The sequence below is a fragment of the Fibrobacter sp. UWH1 genome (assembly GCF_002210365.1).
Lineage (GTDB): Bacteria > Fibrobacterota > Fibrobacteria > Fibrobacterales > Fibrobacteraceae > Fibrobacter.
Genome location: NZ_MWQG01000055.1, coordinates 1 through 17654, shown reverse-complemented (window position 1 = coordinate 17654; position 17654 = coordinate 1). Strand labels below are relative to the sequence as shown.

Below are 17654 nucleotides of genomic sequence, written 5' to 3'. Positions count from 1 at the left end.
ATGCTAGCTCTACACAAATGTGTGCTTTAGCTTGACAGAGTTAATAAAATCGATTGCATTTTGTTCACTAGAACATTTGCGCATTAAATTTGTGTTTTTTTCCAGCTTGTAACACAAAGGAGTAAATATGGAAGAGAGAAACGAAATCATCGTGTATCAGCCCGAGTCGGGAAAAAACTGACCGCATTCTCCGTGCTGAATTTTGTTTCAAAGCAGCAACTGCTGGAAATGGTGTCGCAGGCGTCCGGGAAAAAGAACAACTAAAGTTTTAAAGGGGTCGAATTCGACCCCTATTAATGGAAACTATAAAGATATTGCATTCATAAATATGTCGAATTCGCCATATTTTAAAGTGGTCAAATTTGACAACTTTATGAAGATTTATCGCAATGTTACTGATTTCCGTTATATTAACAAATTCTTGACGCGTTCTAAAATCACGTTAAACCCATTGAATTCGAGGGGTTTAAATGGGTCTTAATCAATTGTAACACAAGATAGGAGGCAATCATTTCTTTGAAGTTAAGAATCACAGGACGCGGGGGTCCGAAATTTTCGCAGCCTTTGACTTTGTCGCCATGCTGTACTTTTCAGAAATCAAGGCAATCTCGGGGACATCGTGATAGAAAAAATATCGAACGAGAACAGTCTCGTTGTGTAAGATTCCGTTTTTTTCGTTGTTGTGAAGTGGTTAGAAATTCTCAACGAAACATTTGAGGTTCCACCCTCCATATTTTCACAACCTATGGATTTAGCGTATTTTCATAAGAGGTGATTATTGAAACATTGGGTGCGAATATGAATAAGAAAATCTTTCTTGCGGCAACGCTTGTGTCCGTTTCGTCCATGGTAATGTCTTGCGGAGACGATGAATCCGTAAACAAGAACCTTGATGACGACCCCTCTCTGGAACTTCCCGAGGATACACTCAACCCGGAACAGCCCAAGGATTCCCTCAATCCTATTCAGCCTAAGGACAGCGTCTCTCAGGAACAGCCTAGCGACCCTCTCGACAAGGATGATGGCATAAACAATGAGGATGCGGTAGCAAAGTACGATATCGCTCTCACTATTGAAGATATCATCGTGGACTGGTTTGGCGGCGGCGGAGAAAAGGATGCCGACAACAACAGCTTTACCTACAAGCAATACGCCAACAACTATTGGGATATTCACGACCTGGACACGGACGTTTTCACCAAGGTTGAGATAGCTTTTACCAAGGCCGTCGAATACGACAATATTGACGTAATCGCAACCTACAGCGACGAAACCAAGACAACGGAAAGAATCTCTAGCGGTGCAAAAAATTTTGCATTGACCTTTGAACCGGGCAAAACTCTCGTTAGCTTGGCACTGGTCGTAAGCCCCAACACACCTAGTGATGCAGCGACCATTAATTTCGGTAAAATCATTATCCGCGCAAAGGACTCTGACGGCACTGTAAGCAAGATGCCAGTGAAGTCCCCAAAACTGGGCGTGGGCAATGGCAACCCTATTCTGGATTTCCAGTACTGCGCAGACCCGACCGCCATTGAATACAAGGGACGCCTCTATGTGTATGGAACCAATGACCATCAGCAGTACGAAGAAGGCGTCAGCAATACTTACGAGAAGATCAAAACTTTGGTAATGATGTCCACCGACGATATGGTCAACTGGACTTACCACGGGTTGATTCCTGTCGGCGAGGTGGCTCCCTGGATTATGGCTTCATGGGCACCAAGCATCATCAGCAAGGAACAGGCCGATGGCAGCACCCTCTTCTCCCTCTATTTCTCCAATAGCGGTTTTGGCACCGGTGTCATCCAGGCAAAGTCTCCGGTAGGCCCGTGGACATCTCCTTTGAGCAAGAGCCTTATCGATGGCGACCATCCTGTTGTAAAGGGCAGCGGTTCCATATTTGACCCAGGTGCTGTAATTGACGACAATGGCGATGGATGGCTTTCGTTTGGTAATGGTCAAGGCTGGATCGCCAAGCTCAAACCAGATCTGCACTCTCTCGATGGGGATCCGGTCAAGCTTCCGTCCCCGTTCCATTTCGAGGCTAATGAGCTCAATTATATTAACGGCAAGTACGTGTACACCTTCAACAACGACTGGGAAGATCATAAGCCCTGGGATTGGGGTGGCGAGGCGCCAACAGCCTGCAGCATGAATTACTTTACCAGCACCGAGCCGCTGAATCCCGATTCCTGGACCTACGGCGGAAACTACTTCAAGAACATGGGTGAAAATGGCATGACCTACGGCAACAACCACACCCATCTCCATAAGTATCAGGACAAGTGGTATCTGTTCTATCAGGCGGCAATTCTTGAGGCTTCCATCGGTTCCCATGGCGGTTTCCGCAGCATCTTGGTTGACGAAATCGAGGTGGACGAAGCAAAGGTTGTCATCAAGGAAGCTAAGCCGACTTACAAGGGCGTAAAGGCTATCAAGAATCTTGACCCCTATATTGTGCAGCAGGCATCAACAGCTGCGGCTACCTTGGGCATTCGCTATGTGCAGACAGAGGAACCGGGCCACATGGTGGCTACAATCGGTACTCCCAGCAAGGACGGCCCCGCCCCTACAGAAGGCATCATCGAAGTTCGTAATGTAAATTTCAGCAGTGCAAAAACTCTGAAGGCTTTGGTGAAGGGCAAGGGTTCTGTAACTCTCCGTCTTGATAAACGGGATGGTGCAAACGTTGCCACAGTCAACAGTTCTGCAAGCGACTGGCAGGAACTGGAAGCAAAGTGCAGTGGCATCACAAGCGGCGTTCACACCGTCTACTTGATAATCAAGGGTGAAGTGCAGTTCGATACCTGGCAGTTCGCGAACTAGTTGCTCAAAATTTCCTACAGATTCAGGTAGAATCACAAACCACCCCTTAAGGGGTTATTACTGCCAGCGCCTAAATGACGCTGGCTTTCTCTTCGTTCAAGCCATCGTGGACTGATGTCAAAGCAAAGCAAAAAGTTGCAAAACATCATTAAAAAACATTGCAAAAAGTTGTAAAATGTTAAAAAGAAAGCTAACGAAGGTCCTAGAAAACTGGCTAAAGTCGGGTCATGAAAAGGCACTGCCGCTTACAGGCGCCCGCCAGGTCGGCAAAACTACGGCTGTCCGCGAATTCGCAGGCAAGTTCTACAAGCATTTCGTAGAAGTGAACTTCGTAAAGAATCCCATCGCAAAGCAGGCCTTCGACTGCCCTGAACAAATAAACGCAAACAACCCACGCCCCAAAAGCGTGCCGTAAAAACGGCAGCTGGTGCAAGATGCACCCAAAAGAGTCGTTTGCGTACAGGTAGATCTATTAAATATGCATATAGCAAAACGATGCCGCCAAGCATAGCCCGGTAGCAAGCGTGAGCGTCGCCTTGCACTCTGATCTGAAATTGTCGAAGTTTCAAGCGAGGACAAGAGCAAAACTCTTTATGTACACAGGGAATATAGATAATCCAGCATGTCAGTAGGTGTCACTCAAATTTTTTCAGCGCACCTATTGCCCATTTTTATCAAATGGTTTGTCAGGCTAAAGCACACAAAAGAGCATAAATTGTCGAAATTACGCTGTTTTTGCACTGTTTGGCACAGTCGCATTACAATTATATAGTGAAAACGCAGCCATACAAAATGGCTTGACACAGCCTTTCTTTTGGCTATGTTCTACTAATTAGTAGGACAGTCATTTTATGTTGAATTTACTGAAAAAATACTAAAAAATGGTCTAAACCAACAAAAATTAGGTTAGACCAAGTATCTAAGATACAGTTTTTAGATAGGTAAATCTCAGTAAGTAAAAGGGTGTGATATTTTACTTAGTTATATTAGGTCTACACTTTGAAAGAACATTGCCTTTCTTTTTTTAGAATAGTTTATGGAAAGACAAAAAACAAAGGACCTTCCGATGAATTTCAAAAGAATTTTCAGCATTCCCTGCTGCATTGGTCTACTATTTAGTTCAGCCAATGCACTTCCCACAGCAAAAGAAGTCTTCGCGAAAATGGGAATGGGTTACAACATCGGAAACACGCTGGAAGTTCCCATGAACCCATCCGCCTGGGGAAACGATTTTCCCACCCAGGAGCTGATCGATTCCGTCAAGTCCGCAGGTTTCAACACGGTCCGCATTCCCTGCGCCTGGTACAGCCATTCCAACGCCATCGCCGTAGATTCCAACTGGACACTTTATACTCCTGACGGTGACGAGAACACCATTAATGCCGCCTGGCTGGATTCCGTAAAGACCGTGGTAGATTACGTAGTCAAGCGAGACATGTATGCCATCCTCAACATCCACTGGGATAACGGCTGGTTGGAAGACCATATCGGAACTTCCGTAGACGAAAAGATTAACGCCCGCCAGAAATCCTACTGGGAACAGATTGCCGCCAAGTTCAAGGATTACGATGAACATCTGCTGTTCGCCAGCACCAACGAACCCGGCGAAAGTGGCGACGGACTGAAACAGGACAACGCCAACACACTGAAAGCCTATCACGAAACCATGATCAAGGCCGTTCGCAGTTCCGGCGGTAACAACGCTACACGCACCATCATCGTGCAGGCACCCGACACCGACGAAAACAAGGCTCACAATTACTTGAAGGGAAACTTTCCCGCAGACCCTGCCGGCACCGACTACATGATGGGAGAATTCCATTTCTATCCCTATACGTTCGCCTTGATGGAACAGGATGCTGACTGGGGAAACACCATACGTTACTGGGGCGAAGGCAACTACTCCACCACGGATGCAGCACACAATGTTAAGAAGGGGGCCTACGCCAGCCCCGAATACGTGGATTCCGTCTTCGCCATGCTAGGAGAAGACTTCAAGGACATCCCCATGGTCATCGGTGAATTCGGCGTCATCAAGCGTCTTGAGCTGAAAGGTGAAGACCTGCGACTGCACCTGAGGTCTCGCGCCGACTACTACGGCAGAATTGCGGAACTTTCCAAGAAGTACGGATTTGTCCCTTGCATCTGGGATACCGGTGACGAAGGCAACGGCAACATGACCATCATCCGCAGAAACAAGAACCGCGGCATCCTGGATTACGAAAGTCTGAACGCCATGCGTGCCGCTTATGGTTTGCCCAAGTTCGAAGGCAACTCCATCGACGCCCTTGTAGAAAAGAGCTTGGATAATAGCGATCGTGAAATGAAGGTGATTTACAAAGCCCAAAGCGACACCGCAGAAACAGGAACTCTTAGCTACGGCTTTGCCGCCCAGGACTGGAGCCAATATACAGCCATGTCCTTGGACATCAAGTTCAAGGGATCCAGCAGCTCATGGTCTGGAGTAACCCTGTTCAACATGTCCGCAGATTGGAAATGGAAGCAGGTGAGCCTTGGTGACTTTGACGACTTTACAGGCGAATGGCAGAATATCAAGATTGCATTTGATGGTTCCTCGGAACCGGGCATGGATTTTGAAGACATTTCCAAGGTGGTAACCATCGGCATCAATGTTCAAGGCGTAGATGTGGATGCCTCCCTGGAATTGGACAACATCATCCTGTGGAAAAAGGACGGTACCAAGGTAACGTTCTTGGACTTCAATGACAACAAGGAAATGAAGTGCGAAGGCATTGCCGTAGGCGGCCTTGCTCCCTCTACCATCAATGACGGCGAAACAAGAATTACAACGCCTGCAAACACAGACTTTACTAGAGTGGGCCTGCGTTCCATTGATATCCAGCAGGGACTCATAAACGCAATCTTTATAGGAAACGAACCAGGTTCGGCCAAGGCGTTTCTAATAAACGGACTAGGTCAGATGATTGCTACTCAAAACATCAACGCAAAGGCAGGCAGCAACAGCATTCAGCTGAAGGCAGAAACCCGCGGTCCTGCAATCCTCATGATCAAGCAGGGTAGCCAGGTTTACAGCCAGAAGGTAATCCTGAAGTAATTATTATACACCCCGGGTGTTTGGGAAAAAAAGGTCCGGTCACTTGACCGGACTTTTTTTTTCATTATCATTTCTACAAATCAAAAATTTTGTTGCGAAAAAAACATCGGAATACATTGCGCTTTGAAAAATTTCAAAAGTTTATTCTTTTGGCTGTGTCAAGCCGAAACGTATGGTCGGGACTTGCTAACAAACTTTCTGGATTTTGTAAGCCCCTTCAAAACAGCATTTTTACTGTAGAAGCGCAATTTTTTGGCTGAAACCGGCTTTGGCGCCGCAGCTTTCTAATAGCAACTAAACAATCTTTTCTCAGCAATACAACTTGGCTTGACAGAGCCTGGCCAGGAACCGCATTCATAAAAAATGTCCTGACTAAAAGCCCAGAGCAATCAACGCTCCGTAGCGTTGTGTCACAGGATCCGCCAAGGGCAACACCTGTATGGACAGCAACTGTTCTTCAGCTCCGTTTTTCTCAAGTTGTTTACGCTTTATATAATCCTCACGTTTTTTGTAGTACTGGTTATATTTGTTATGACGATGAATTTTCGCCAAGGAGAAAACGCCGTAAGCCGTCCACGACGGAAGAAAGAGAAAAAGCGGCGTCGCTAGCCCCCATTCCAGTGCGGACCATTCGCAATCATTATCCTCGTTCACATTGCAACCCATCGACCATGCCCCCAACATCATGCCCGAAATCGGAGCAACGGCACTCAAGCCAACGCTCGTCCAAAAAAGAACGTCCGAAACGGATTCATCTGTGCGAAATTTCTGATGATTGTACTCATACACCTTTTCGTAGTATGCAGCGGAATCTACTTCTGCAATTGGCGTCGTTTCACTTTGAGCGAAACAGGTCGCAGCCAAGAGGCATAAAGTAAGTACAATCAGTCTCATCGGGTGGAAAGATAATTTTTTCCGACGAGGTGGATTTGTCATGCAAAAACAAGGGCTTGTAAAAACCACTTTTTTTACAGGACACTGTATACCCACAATGTTTAAATCCTACCCAAATGTTGTCCCAAGTTTACATTTAGGCAATTTTGGGAGAATTTGCGCTTGAACTGACCCTGCTTGACTGCGGTTTGACTGCGGATGGTCATAAACACGGAAAGTATACAGTGTCACGGAGAATTGAATGAATACCACTGATAAGAAAGGCGAAATAGTAATCTATGTTTCCGATGACGGGTCATCGCATCTTGAGGTGAAGCTTGAAAACGAAACTTTGTGGCTTACGCAAAAAGCCATGGCAGAGCTATTTGAAGTTGGTGTCCCTGCAATTAGCAAACACCTAAAGAACATCTTTGAGGAAGGTGAACTGGAAGAATACAACCTAGACGCAATCATTTCCGTAGGCTATCGAATAAATTCCTCGAGGGCAACGCAGTTCCGCAAATGGGCTAGCCAAATTCTCAAGGAGTACATCGTCAAGGGATTTGCGCTAGATGACAAACATCGGCGATATTCTTGAACGGAACGACATTCGTTCAAAGGATGAACTTTCGGAACTTCTGGACGTTCTAGCTTCAAATATTGGCAGTCTGACCAACCCCAAAAAGTTGTCCGACACATTCAAGAGCGTCAAGCAAGCTACATCGGAACCCCCATGAAGTTTTACTTTACCGATGCGGGACTCCGAAATGCACGATTGAACGTTAGGCAAATTGAAGAACCCCACTTAATGGAAAACGTAGTTTATAACGAACTTAAAATCCGCGATGCACTTGCTGGACCCTATAAAGAAACACCAGAATCAAGACGGTATCGTATTCTTGAACGTTTTCGACTTTTTGCTGGACGAGAATAGCCTCGTTGTGTAAGAAAGACAAACTGGTCAAAAATTTTGACCAGTTCTCAAGGGTGCCACCGACCACCTATCGATTCTCGTAGCGATTCCCGAAAACCAGGGTGTTATCCTTGGCGCCGTTCAGATTCACCAGGCGGTTGGGTTCGTAGCGCAGGCTCTTGGCGATGCCACTTTTCAGCTTTTCCTTGCGTTTGAAAAATTCCTCGGGAGTCTGGGCAGTGAGCAAAGTCTGACGGACTTCCATGGCGGCCGACGTACCAGTCTGCGGTTCGTCCGCGCAACCTTCGGAGCCATCCACAAATCCCTTGCAAAGTCGTGCAGCCAGTTGCTTTAAACGGCCCATGGCACCCATTTCCGTGCGGCCTTCTTCTTCCAGGAACTTGTAGTAGATGGAGAACACATCCAGCGCCTCTTCAGCGGTAATAATATGGGCAGGCTTACCTTCCCAGGCGTCGGCGATCTGCCCGAAAATCCAGGGGTTGTGCATGGCGCCCCTGCCAATGCTTACGCCAGACACGCCATAGGTATTGATGCGTTCCAGGGCACATTCCACACTATTCACATCGCCATTGCCAACCACGGGAATCTTTGCGGCGGCGGCCACCTTCCCGATCCAGTCCCAGTTGGCCAGACCGTTGTAGCCCTGCAGGCGAGTACGGCCGTGAACCACCAGAAGTTCCACCCCCTCCCCTTCCGCGATTTTCAAAGTTTCCATGACGTTGATGGAATCGTCATCCCAACCAATGCGGCACTTCAAGGTTAGAGGTACATTCACCTGACATGTATCCAGGGCCTTACGGGTATCGTGCAAAATTTCCTGCAGACGGGGCAAATCCCTAAGCAAACCGGATCCGCTACCCTTTCCCGCCACCTTGGGGGCCGGGCAGCCCGCATTCACCTCTATATAGTCAGGATGGAGCCCATCTGCGATTTTTTTGGCCGCAGCGGCCATCTTATCGGGATAACAGCCAAAAATCTGGATACCGAAAGGCTTTTCCTCGGGGTAGAATTTCAGCTGTTTATGGCCCGTAAGGCTAAAAATCTCGTCGGCATTGGTGGGTACGAACTCAGATACCAACAATCCCATGCGATTTCCCGACAAAACACGGCATAAACGCCTAAAAGGGGCATCTGTCACCCCGTCCATGGGGCTCAAAATGGTATTGGGAAACACCTCTAATTCACGGAGTTTAAAGGACTTAACAGCAGGTTTTAAATTTTCAACATCTTTCAACATTCTAATCACAATTATCCACAAAAAGTTCGCAGTATCAGCCCAGAAAAAATATTTAATTTCATCAGGACACCTAGCCTAACTCATTGATAAACCTATATTTACGTCGTGCCTAATATTACTAAACAAACTCTGATTCAAGAAATCGCCAAGTCCACTGGATTTGTGCGCAACGATATTAAGACCGTCATCGAACAGTTCCTCGACCTGGTGGGCGAAAAGCTGATCGAAGGCAACACCATCGAAATCCGCGGTTTCGGTACTTTCAGCTGCAAGCCTCGCAAGTCTCGTCCGGCTCGCAATCCCCGCACCGGCGAAACCGTCATGATCGAGGAACGCATGGTTCCCTCCTTCAAGTTCAGCAATGACATCAAGGATAAGATCAATTCCCTGGAAGCCATTGTGGAAGGCGTGAACGCAAAGCTGGAATCCGAAGACAAGGACGTGATGATCGCCGTCAAGTCCACCGAAGACGAAGCCTAATCAAGCGAACCAAATTTCTAACGAACCAAATTTAGTTTTTAGAGAGAGAAATGAAAGCCCCGGTTTTATAACCGAGGCTTTTATTTTTAGTCCTGCATGTTTTCGAAAGCTTCCAGAGATTCTTGTTCTCGTTTCTTTCTTCTCAATTCGCGCTCGTTTTCCTCTTGGATTTGCAGTTCCTGCTCACGTTTCATTTTTTCAGAATTATCTTTCATTATTTTTGCGTCTGTAAACATGCTAAATGTAACTGCAAAGCGATTTCTGTGATAATCCAAATCTCTTCCATAACGAAATTCAAAAGTTACCCAGCCATTGTACGTTACAAAAAAGCCTCCCCCAACCTCTTTATAAAACTTTGGTCGAGGTTCGGGAATAGTTGGTATCATAAAACCTTCGGCAGGAACCTCATAATCATATTCCACCCCATTTCTTGAAAAATGTTCCGAAAAGCCCAGCTTCAATGATTCCCCAATAGGGATTTGTTGAACAAGCATGCCGCCTGCTGAAATCCCCGAAAAGAAAATGGAACTCCATCCCATCACTCCCACATAGGGAGACACAAAACCTAGTTGAGCAAAGAGTGTAGAGGTTTGCCAACCTAGTCCACAGCTAAAAAAGCCCCTGTTATAAAATGCGGATCCTGTAACATCGAAAACCCATTCATCATAGGCTTCTTCGTCCGTTACGGAAGAATCTCTAAGCAGTTCTCCACCATAAAGTGAAAGGTTCATATTTATGGTAGAATTACCTCTTTCGTAACTTTCCATAAACGCCGCAGGAGAAGGCGGCCTCATAATAGGGCTACATCCGGTAACCACAAGAACCACAACCAGCATAATACATGCTGGAATGAATCCTCTCTTTACTCCCAATTTAGACATGATTACTTCGTCAAAGAAGTAACTTCTTCTTCCGTCATAAAGCGCCAGCCGCCGCTGCCCAAGGAACCGTCCATGGTGACAGGGCCGATGGCCTCGCGGGAAAGGGTCATCACATGGTTGCCCACGGCGGCAAACATGCGGCGCACCTGATGGTACAGGCCTTCACCGATGGAAATGACAACCGTATCCTTTTCTTCGCCGTCAATCACAATACGTTCTTCGGAAAGTTCACGGGCAAGAACCGGGCGACGTTCATCCTTCAGCATCACGCCCTTCAGAAGTTCTGCCTTCTGTTCGGCGGTAAATTCACGGGCCAAAGTCACGCGATATTTTTTCAGGTAGCCTTTCTTGGGGCTTTCCACCTTATGAATGAAATCACCCTGGTTAGAGAGTAAAATCAAACCAGAGGAATCCGCGTCCAGGCGGCCCACAGACTGCAGGCCCATGGCGGTAAAGCGATCCGGAAGCAAGCTGTAGATAGACTGATGGTCGCGGGCATTGTGGCTGCATTCCACATCAAGAGGCTTGTCCATCATGATGTACAATTTTTCAACCGTGGGAATTTCTTCTCCATTCACAACGATCGTCTCGGGGCGGGTCTTGAATTCCACGAAGGGATCGTCCACCACTTCGCCATCCATTTCCACCATACCGGCGCGGATAAGAGCGCGGGCTTCCTTGCGGGAGCCGAAACCAATTGACGCCACCAGGCGTTCCAAAGTCAAAGCAGGCATTATTCCTCCGCCATCATCTTAACAATTTTATTTCTAATCCAGCCCAGTTCAGGCAATTCATTTGTCTTCAACACGTGAGCTCGGCGACGCCAGAACTTATAGGCAATGATGCCACCATAAAACAGCGTTGCGATTAAAAGTCCTATAACGCGGCACAGATTGATGCTGGCCCGAACCTGACCGGCAGAGCGCAGTTCATGATCGTGAGTCCAGTCCATTCTGAAATCCCAGTCGCCAATGTACGGGTAACCCTTCAGAAATCCGTTCAGGGCTGCACCATAACCCATGTGCATCACCTCGCCGCGGAAACCTTCCACAAAACAATCCACAAAACGGATGCGGAACAGGCGCAGCAAGCAGAAGAACCATTTCTTCAAAGCCCAGAATGCAGTTTCGTCAAACTCCGGCGTCAAAAGAATCGTCCAGAATTCCGTATCTGTCAAAGAACGCTTTTCTGGTTTTTCTGGTTCTTCGTTTTTTTCGAGCTTTATCGCGTTTTCAGGTTTTTCTGTTTTTTCGGTTTTCTCAGATACGTCCACCTTTCCAGAAGATTCCGGTTCTTCGGACGTTTTGACTTTTACCGATTCTTCGAATTTTTTAGAAGTTTCAACCTTTTTAGGTTCTTCAGTTTTTACTTCTTCTACGAGAGGTTCAACCTTTTCAAATTCCGCAGCGACTTCAGCGGGAGCCTCAGTAGGTTCCGCAGCGATTTCCGTGACGTTTTCAGCAGATTCTGTAGCTTCGTCGACTACAGGAGTTTCCACAACTTTCGGGGCTTCCAATTTTTCCTTGGCAGGTTCCGGAGGGCGCGATTCAATTTTCGATTCTTCCACCTTTTTCTTAGGCGGCACATAAGTGGGAACCACCGCCTCCTCGTTATCCGGGCGACTATCAAAATCCCCTACGGAATATTTTTCGTCAGCGGTCTCGTCTTCCGAAAACTTCTTTTCGTACTTATAGAACTGTTTCTTGAATATGGAAAACCGGGCCTCAAATCCTTTCAGCCCAGCCTCGAAATCAATCTTAAAAATGAACGGGAAAAATAAGACAACCAACGCCAGTACACAAAGTACCGCGCCGATAACAGTCCATGGCGTAAGCCACTGCAACAGGCTTACTTCTCCGCCTCGTCGGCTTTCTTGGAGATGACTTCAATCAGTTCAGCAAAGCTCTTGGTCTTAAGAATCTGACCGAACTGTTCCTTATAGTTGCGAGCCGTAGAAAGGTCGTCAATGACCAGATCCCAGGCCTTCCAGTTACCGTTCACCTGGCTCATCTTGTATTCAAGAACAGATTCCTTGCCCTTGTTCCAGAGGTGAGCAACAACAGAAGCTTCTTCGCCGTTCTTCTTCAGCTTGGCCGGTTCATAAACGGTAGAGTCGGCGCGGTAAACTTCAAGGCGCTTGGCGCTGGAGTTCTTGACCATGCGCTGGAATTCTTCGACGAACTTTTTCTGGGAGGCTTCATCCTGAGCCTTCCAGTCGCTAGAAGACAGGGACTTCTTGGCCAACAATTCAAAGTCAAAGGATTCGTTCAGCAAGGACTTAACGCGTTCAGTTTCCTTGGCGCTACGATTAGACTTCTTGATCAAGGCCTGCAGTTCGGCATCCTTCTTCTGGATAGAAGCGACGGGATCTTCGGCTGCAAAAGCAAACAGGCTTGCACAGGCAATAGCAATTAACATTTTCTTGAACATGTTCTTCCTCACTTTTTTATTAAATTCGACTGGAAGTCCTTCAGCGACAATCCCATCTTGGAGATCAGCTGAGCAAATTCCACATTGTACTTGCAAACCGCAAAATAATAGTCCTTCTGCATAGACACATTCTGGGTGTATGCAGAAACCAGGTCGCCCGTTTTAGACTTATCCAAGTCATACTGCATGGCCGCACCCTTCAAGATAGCTTCCGAAGCGCGAAGACTTTCCTTCATGGCATCCATCTTTTCCTTGGCGGACTGCACGATATAATACTGTTCTTCAGCCTTGGCGATCAAACCATTGGCGGCATAGCCTTCCTTCAGTTGCAAGCCACGATAATCCGTCTTCGCAGCCCTGAATTTTTCCCAGTTCTTCCAGAAATTCAAGTTATAACGGAGACCAAAACCAACTGCACCAGTCAACTTGTTCACCGCGTCTTCAGAGAAGGCATCCTTCTGCATAATGCTACGGTTACCAGCCCAGCTCTTTACATATTCCACTTCGCCCATCACGAAAAATTCGGGAGCCAGTTTAGCTTCTGCCAGATCCATCTGAAGTCTACGAGCCCTAAGACCAGCGTTCAGCTGTTTCAATTCCGGATGGTTACGGAAGGTGATATCGCGAACCTCTTCCAGGGAAGGCAGACGTTCACTACGGGGAGTCAAGACAGAATCCTCCGAAGCAAAAGTGTCTTCGTCACGCATGTTCAACGCAAAACGAATTGCCAGCAACACGCGTTTCATACCCAGGTTGGCTTCAGAAACACCTTCCTTCACAGTATGCATTTTCGCCTTGAGATTCAACAAATCCATCTGGGAAACACTGGGGTCATCATCATCCAGCGCCTCTTCCATCTTCTCGTAGGCATTATCCACCTGCTTCTGGGCATCAGCGGCAATGCGAATCATTTCCTTGGCAAGCAGGTAGTTGTAATAGTAAGTCTGCAGTTCCACATCTTTCTTGTGGACCTGATGTTCAATTTCAAAATTTTTCTGTTCCAGGTCTGCTTCAAGGGCAGCCTTGCCTGCACGATACTGTCCCAGATTCAAAGGCTGCACAAATCGAGCCTGCACGCCCCAATAAGGCCCCATCTTGGAAAAATCATAGACCTCGGTCGTGTCGCCATTATCGATTTCATCACGAAGACCAGGAGCCGAACCGACCATCATACCCACATAGAAAGTGGGCAAAATAGCCTCGGCCTTCAACTGAGCAATCTTGTCTTGTTTTGACTGGGCACCAAACCTTGTTTCTGCCAGCTGGGGATCGGAATTCAAGCCCTCTTCTACAAAGCGAGACAAGTCATACCGGACCTCTCCAGCCATGACTCCAACCGCACAAAATAGCGTGGCTAAAATTTGGAATTTCTTCCCAAAACAAAACATGGACCAAATTTACAAAAAGGCGAAGATCACGGCAATCGCATTTATGCGATTTGCCATGATTGAGCCGTAATAAATGCGAACGGAGTTCGCAAATTCTTACAAGAATGAAAGTTGGGTCAAGTTTCTATACTTTGAAACAACATGTTCATAATAACGTGTGGGCAAGGGAGTTCCCTTTTCCAGCATTTTATCCACAGCGGAATGTCCAAGGTTGTAAGCAATCAGGGCATCCTTCCAGTTTCCATATTTTGCAATAAGGCGCATCAAATAGGCAGTACCGACAGTCACGTTGATTTCCGGTCTGAGCAGGTCCTCTTCCTTTTCAATAGGCAAGCCAAAACGATCCCCCATTTTCTTGGCGGTCTCCAGCTTGATCTGCATTAAACCTAAGGCACCAGAAAACTTTCCCGACTGCATTCTACCGCGGGCATTGGGATTGCCGTGACTCTCCTGGGCCACCACCGCCAAAATCAGCAAGGGATCCGTGGCATAGGACCTGGAAATCTGCCAAATCTGTTCCGACAGGAGAGCACGTTGTTCTTCTGTTAGACGGTCCTTCGAGAGGTAAGCCAAAGCCTTGTCTATCTTTATAAAATCAATAGTCCATTTTCCCCAGGTAGACAGCCTATCTAGATCATTTCGTAATTCTATTTCCTGTGCAGCAATTTCAGATAACGCACGCTGCTGGGTAAACCACCTAGACACGAAAAGACCCAAAGCGCCAAACCATAGGATTAGCGCCAAGCCCAATAACCACGCAGGAAAACGAACACTGGTCTTCATAGGAAGCCTATTCCTCGCGGCGGGTATTTTCCAGATACTCCAGGTAACCGACCCAGTCCTGAATCAAGCCAAAGGAACTGAGCCTTGTGGTATCTTGCATCACCCCAAGCTTACGCAAAGGACCAATCGTTGATTCCAGTTTATCTATTTCGCGGATGTAGCGATCTTTCTGGTTCTGCAAGGCAATAATCTGGGCTTGCTTATCAGCCAAGTCTCGCCCCTGCGTCGATACGACAATGAACAAAGTAACAATCCAACCAAGAATCAAGGTCAAAAAGGCTATAGCCACACCAGGACTGAGCGTAATACCGGAACGCAAACCATAATAAAGGCCAATCTGCTGAAGCTGTTTCTTGGTTCCAGACTTCTTGTAGGCACGACGATTTTCATAAATCTCGAAAATGTTCTGATACCTGGAAAAATACTGGAATAGTTCGTTCTTGTCGAAAATAAGAATCAGGGAAGACTTGCGGGCCTTTACGCGATTCAACAAGTCAAGAAAGAAGTCAAGATACCGCTCACTGGTAAAATGACAATTCTGCAAATTCAGAAAGTAGAAGCAACCAGGCCCTTCAACAAGCATGGCCAGCTTTTCCTTCACGGCAGAAAACTGGGAAAAACCCAGAGAGCCGGAAAGTGTGATTTCCACATCATCGCCGCTAGATTCCACCTGGATGTCAATCAAGTCAGACTTCACGGTTACCTCTTAGAAAATCGAACGGTCATGTTCAGGTTCTTTTCGGCATTGGATTCCAGCTCGACCTTCCAGAAGGGGAATAGTCGAATGCCCTGCAAGGCTTCCGGCGCCGCAGACGACGAAGCACCAAACATCGGAGACACCAGCAACGAAGCCGGAGTCTCGAACTCAAGTCTAATGCGACTGGTAGTCACCTTGTCAAGGATTTCAATAACCTTGGCTTCTGGGTAAACCAACGGAGAACTAAAATCAAAAGCAATGGCGCTGCCATTCACAAGAATTTGACGTCGGCCATTACATGCAAGAAGTCCTGTTTCAAGAAGGGAGCCAAAGAATCCCTTGGCCAAGGAGAAGGCCGCATTCGTAAGTTTAAAACGAAGATCAAAATCAGACCCTTCAGAAGAAAGTTCATAGAACTTCTCCACAAGAAGGACTCCCATCTGTTCGCTGAACGAGAAATGCTGTTCCCCCAAAAGGAGAATATCCGTCCCCCCCTCATGACGCTTCACCTGATAATCGTAGGGTTCTCGCAAAGCCCCCTCACGATATTCAAGAATCTGATCAAGCTTGGCCGCACTCAATTCCACATTGGGAATCATGAAGTCCATAAAACCCACGGCAGCTTCACCATCATCTCGCCAAGAACCTAGCAGACTGTTTTCTGAATTCTTTCCATTCAGAATTCTAAGAAAACCGCCACCGAAATAATCAAGCATAAACGAGTAGGAATGGTTCTCAGCCCAAATCTGCTTACGACCTTCCAACATAAAGTCAGCCACTTCCAGCCTGATTCCATCAAAGGAAACCAGCTCTGACAAGCGGTTTGCCGCCTGCATCAGGAACCTGGCCCCCCACCAGCGAACCAGGGGTGAACGCATACCTTCACAATCCTGCATATCTCGATAATAAATCGGAGACATCAGCGGCAACAACATTTCCAAAAAATCCTGCTTCGCCTTATCCTTCAGGTTTCCAACCGCACGCCTATACAAGGATAGCAGGCACTTGTGCAGCAGATTCACCTCGGGGCGACGGATCAGAAGCTCGCGGCAAGTCTTAGCTGCTGCAGGCAAACCAATCTTTCTACCCGCAGAAAGCAGGGAACTCAGACGACCTTCCGTACTCTGGTCGTTGACCAAACTAGAAACAGTCTTGGTCTGCAGATCATTAGTCTCTACAAAATCCAGCAGCCTTTCAAAGAACGGCACGATGTCGCCCGGCATAGGAGGAACATCCAGTAACACAACGGCAGTCTTGCCACCACGGCAATAAGGTTCCGCCAATTCCAGCCAGCGGTAATCGTCATTCTGAATCGCATTGGTGATAACCTCCGAAACAGGAACCACCCGCAAGAAGGACCCCTTGTCCTCTACCGAGTACCAGCCAGAAACCGGAGTCGTACGTCCAAGAGCATCCTGAAGGGCGGACTCCTGCACAAGGGCATATTCAAACCGATGCTTTTCCAGAAGTTCCGTCATGTCCATTTCCCAAACCATGGACGAGTTAAAGTATCCGGTCGGCTCAATGGAAAAATATTTCCAGAGCAACTCCGCCTGCTTCTGAAGCTGCATCGATTGCAATTCCGTAGGGAACAGGGGCAGCATCGCATCATGGAAACCGCCACCCAAAAATTCAAGACATCCCTCTTCAACAGCCCTGCGGAATTTACCGAACATCAAAGGCCTGGCAACACGTCCTGCAGCCTCAAGCGTAGGTCCATCCATAAAAATCGAAAAACGGAACTTGCCAGATTCAAGCACCTTGCTCATACCAGACAACAAGTTTTCCGCAACAGCATCAAGCTTTGCGTAAGCGGTCGACGGAGGCAGCTGCAATACTATAGACAGAGACGGTTTCATAAGATAAAGGATAGCAAAATCGTACGCCATAAGCTCGCACGAACACCACAATCACCATTCCCAGGTGGAAGTCCCTTGGTAAAAAACAAGAGCCCCCTGGCGAGGGCTCAAAGAAATTTTTTTAAGGTATTCTTTTGAGGGGATGATTCGTCGGGCAGGCCCCGCAAACCTGGGGACAGGCGGAAAG

General features: G+C 47.3%; 15 protein-coding genes and 1 pseudogene. 6 read left to right on the top strand and 10 right to left on the bottom strand.

The window, feature by feature from the left end; all coding sequences use genetic code 11:
- Positions 1-798 precede the first annotated feature (798 nt).
- The 3 genes from B7992_RS15200 to B7992_RS15190 all read left to right on the top strand — a co-directional run bounded on the left by B7992_RS15200 (position 799) and on the right by B7992_RS15190 (position 5905).
- Positions 799-2829 (top strand): glycoside hydrolase family 43 protein, encoded by a 2031-nt coding sequence (locus tag B7992_RS15200; protein WP_088666710.1) that lies wholly within the window; start codon positions 799-801, stop codon positions 2827-2829.
- A 175-nt stretch (positions 2830-3004) separates the two neighbouring features.
- Complete coding sequence (locus tag B7992_RS15195; RefSeq protein WP_073238781.1) at positions 3005-3244, top strand: AAA family ATPase; 240 nt, start codon at positions 3005-3007, stop codon at positions 3242-3244.
- A gap of 651 nt (positions 3245-3895) precedes the next feature.
- Positions 3896-5905: a glycoside hydrolase family 5 protein gene (locus B7992_RS15190; RefSeq protein ID WP_176421974.1), complete on the top strand. Its 2010-nt coding sequence runs from the start codon at positions 3896-3898 to the stop codon at positions 5903-5905.
- 372 nt (positions 5906-6277) lie between these two features.
- On the opposite strand, the gene B7992_RS15185 is transcribed toward B7992_RS15190, so the two are convergent.
- Positions 6278-6841 (bottom strand): hypothetical protein, encoded by a 564-nt coding sequence (locus tag B7992_RS15185; protein ID WP_176421973.1) that lies wholly within the window; start codon positions 6839-6841, stop codon positions 6278-6280.
- A 199-nt stretch (positions 6842-7040) separates the two neighbouring features.
- Here B7992_RS15185 and B7992_RS15180 point away from each other — a divergent pair, with 199 nt between their 5' ends.
- Both B7992_RS15180 and B7992_RS17475 read left to right on the top strand, forming a co-directional pair.
- Entirely contained in the window at positions 7041-7376 is a 336-nt protein-coding gene (locus B7992_RS15180; RefSeq protein ID WP_088666707.1) for a virulence RhuM family protein, read from the top strand.
- Positions 7366-7622 (top strand): annotated as a pseudogene (locus tag B7992_RS17475) (ATP-binding protein); the annotation flags it as partial. The gene B7992_RS15180 and the pseudogene B7992_RS17475, both read left to right, overlap by 11 nt.
- Positions 7623-7779: 157 nt before the next feature.
- Here the strand turns inward: B7992_RS17475 and B7992_RS15175 are convergent.
- A complete protein-coding gene (locus tag B7992_RS15175; RefSeq protein WP_088666706.1) occupies positions 7780-8949 on the bottom strand; it encodes a tRNA-dihydrouridine synthase in 1170 nt (389 codons plus the stop codon).
- 105 nt (positions 8950-9054) lie between these two features.
- On the opposite strand from B7992_RS15175, the gene B7992_RS15170 reads away from it, so the two are divergent.
- Positions 9055-9429: an HU family DNA-binding protein gene (locus B7992_RS15170; RefSeq protein WP_073160238.1), complete on the top strand. Its 375-nt coding sequence runs from the start codon at positions 9055-9057 to the stop codon at positions 9427-9429.
- An 86-nt stretch (positions 9430-9515) separates the two neighbouring features.
- Here the strand turns inward: B7992_RS15170 and B7992_RS15165 are convergent, their stop codons facing one another.
- The 8 genes from B7992_RS15165 to B7992_RS15130 form a co-directional block, all read right to left on the bottom strand.
- Positions 9516-10310: a hypothetical protein gene (locus B7992_RS15165; protein WP_073287380.1), complete on the bottom strand. Its 795-nt coding sequence runs from the start codon at positions 10308-10310 to the stop codon at positions 9516-9518.
- A gap of 2 nt (positions 10311-10312) precedes the next feature.
- On the bottom strand, positions 10313-11044 hold the full coding sequence (locus B7992_RS15160) for a pseudouridine synthase (protein ID WP_083539831.1): 732 nt from the start codon (positions 11042-11044) through the stop codon (positions 10313-10315).
- On the bottom strand, positions 11044-12153 hold the full coding sequence (locus B7992_RS15155; RefSeq protein ID WP_176421971.1) for a hypothetical protein: 1110 nt from the start codon (positions 12151-12153) through the stop codon (positions 11044-11046). The genes B7992_RS15160 and B7992_RS15155 overlap by 1 nt, the downstream gene beginning before the upstream one ends.
- 5 nt (positions 12154-12158) lie before the next feature.
- Positions 12159-12740 (bottom strand): phospholipid-binding protein MlaC, encoded by a 582-nt coding sequence (locus B7992_RS15150; protein ID WP_073160234.1) that lies wholly within the window; start codon positions 12738-12740, stop codon positions 12159-12161.
- Positions 12741-12748: 8 nt separating this feature from the next.
- Positions 12749-14068 carry a TolC family protein gene (locus B7992_RS15145; protein WP_254917735.1) on the bottom strand — a complete coding sequence of 440 codons (1320 nt, stop codon included), beginning with the start codon at positions 14066-14068 and terminating at the stop codon, positions 12749-12751.
- 156 nt (positions 14069-14224) lie between these two features.
- Positions 14225-14833: a lytic transglycosylase domain-containing protein gene (locus tag B7992_RS15140; RefSeq protein WP_158236699.1), complete on the bottom strand. Its 609-nt coding sequence runs from the start codon at positions 14831-14833 to the stop codon at positions 14225-14227.
- A gap of 85 nt (positions 14834-14918) precedes the next feature.
- On the bottom strand, positions 14919-15608 hold the full coding sequence (locus B7992_RS15135; RefSeq protein WP_073160230.1) for a hypothetical protein: 690 nt from the start codon (positions 15606-15608) through the stop codon (positions 14919-14921).
- 2 nt (positions 15609-15610) lie between these two features.
- On the bottom strand, positions 15611-17467 hold the full coding sequence (locus tag B7992_RS15130) for an alpha-amylase/4-alpha-glucanotransferase domain-containing protein (protein ID WP_158236700.1): 1857 nt from the start codon (positions 17465-17467) through the stop codon (positions 15611-15613).
- Positions 17468-17654: the final 187 nt, after the last annotated feature.

Coding starts and splice junctions, on each gene's coding strand:
- B7992_RS15160 (WP_083539831.1), bottom strand. CDS start 11,044: ATGCCTGCTTTGACTTTGGAACGCCTGGTGGCGTCAATTGGTTTCGGC.
- B7992_RS15175 (WP_088666706.1), bottom strand. CDS start 8,949: ATGTTGAAAGATGTTGAAAATTTAAAACCTGCTGTTAAGTCCTTTAAA.
- B7992_RS15195 (WP_073238781.1), top strand. CDS start 3,005: ATGTTAAAAAGAAAGCTAACGAAGGTCCTAGAAAACTGGCTAAAGTCG.
- B7992_RS15185 (WP_176421973.1), bottom strand. CDS start 6,841: ATGACAAATCCACCTCGTCGGAAAAAATTATCTTTCCACCCGATGAGA.
- B7992_RS15180 (WP_088666707.1), top strand. CDS start 7,041: ATGAATACCACTGATAAGAAAGGCGAAATAGTAATCTATGTTTCCGAT.
- B7992_RS15150 (WP_073160234.1), bottom strand. CDS start 12,740: ATGTTCAAGAAAATGTTAATTGCTATTGCCTGTGCAAGCCTGTTTGCT.
- B7992_RS15130 (WP_158236700.1), bottom strand. CDS start 17,467: ATGAAACCGTCTCTGTCTATAGTATTGCAGCTGCCTCCGTCGACCGCT.
- B7992_RS15190 (WP_176421974.1), top strand. CDS start 3,896: ATGAATTTCAAAAGAATTTTCAGCATTCCCTGCTGCATTGGTCTACTA.
- B7992_RS15145 (WP_254917735.1), bottom strand. CDS start 14,068: ATGGCTGGAGAGGTCCGGTATGACTTGTCTCGCTTTGTAGAAGAGGGC.
- B7992_RS15200 (WP_088666710.1), top strand. CDS start 799: ATGAATAAGAAAATCTTTCTTGCGGCAACGCTTGTGTCCGTTTCGTCC.
- B7992_RS15165 (WP_073287380.1), bottom strand. CDS start 10,310: ATGTCTAAATTGGGAGTAAAGAGAGGATTCATTCCAGCATGTATTATG.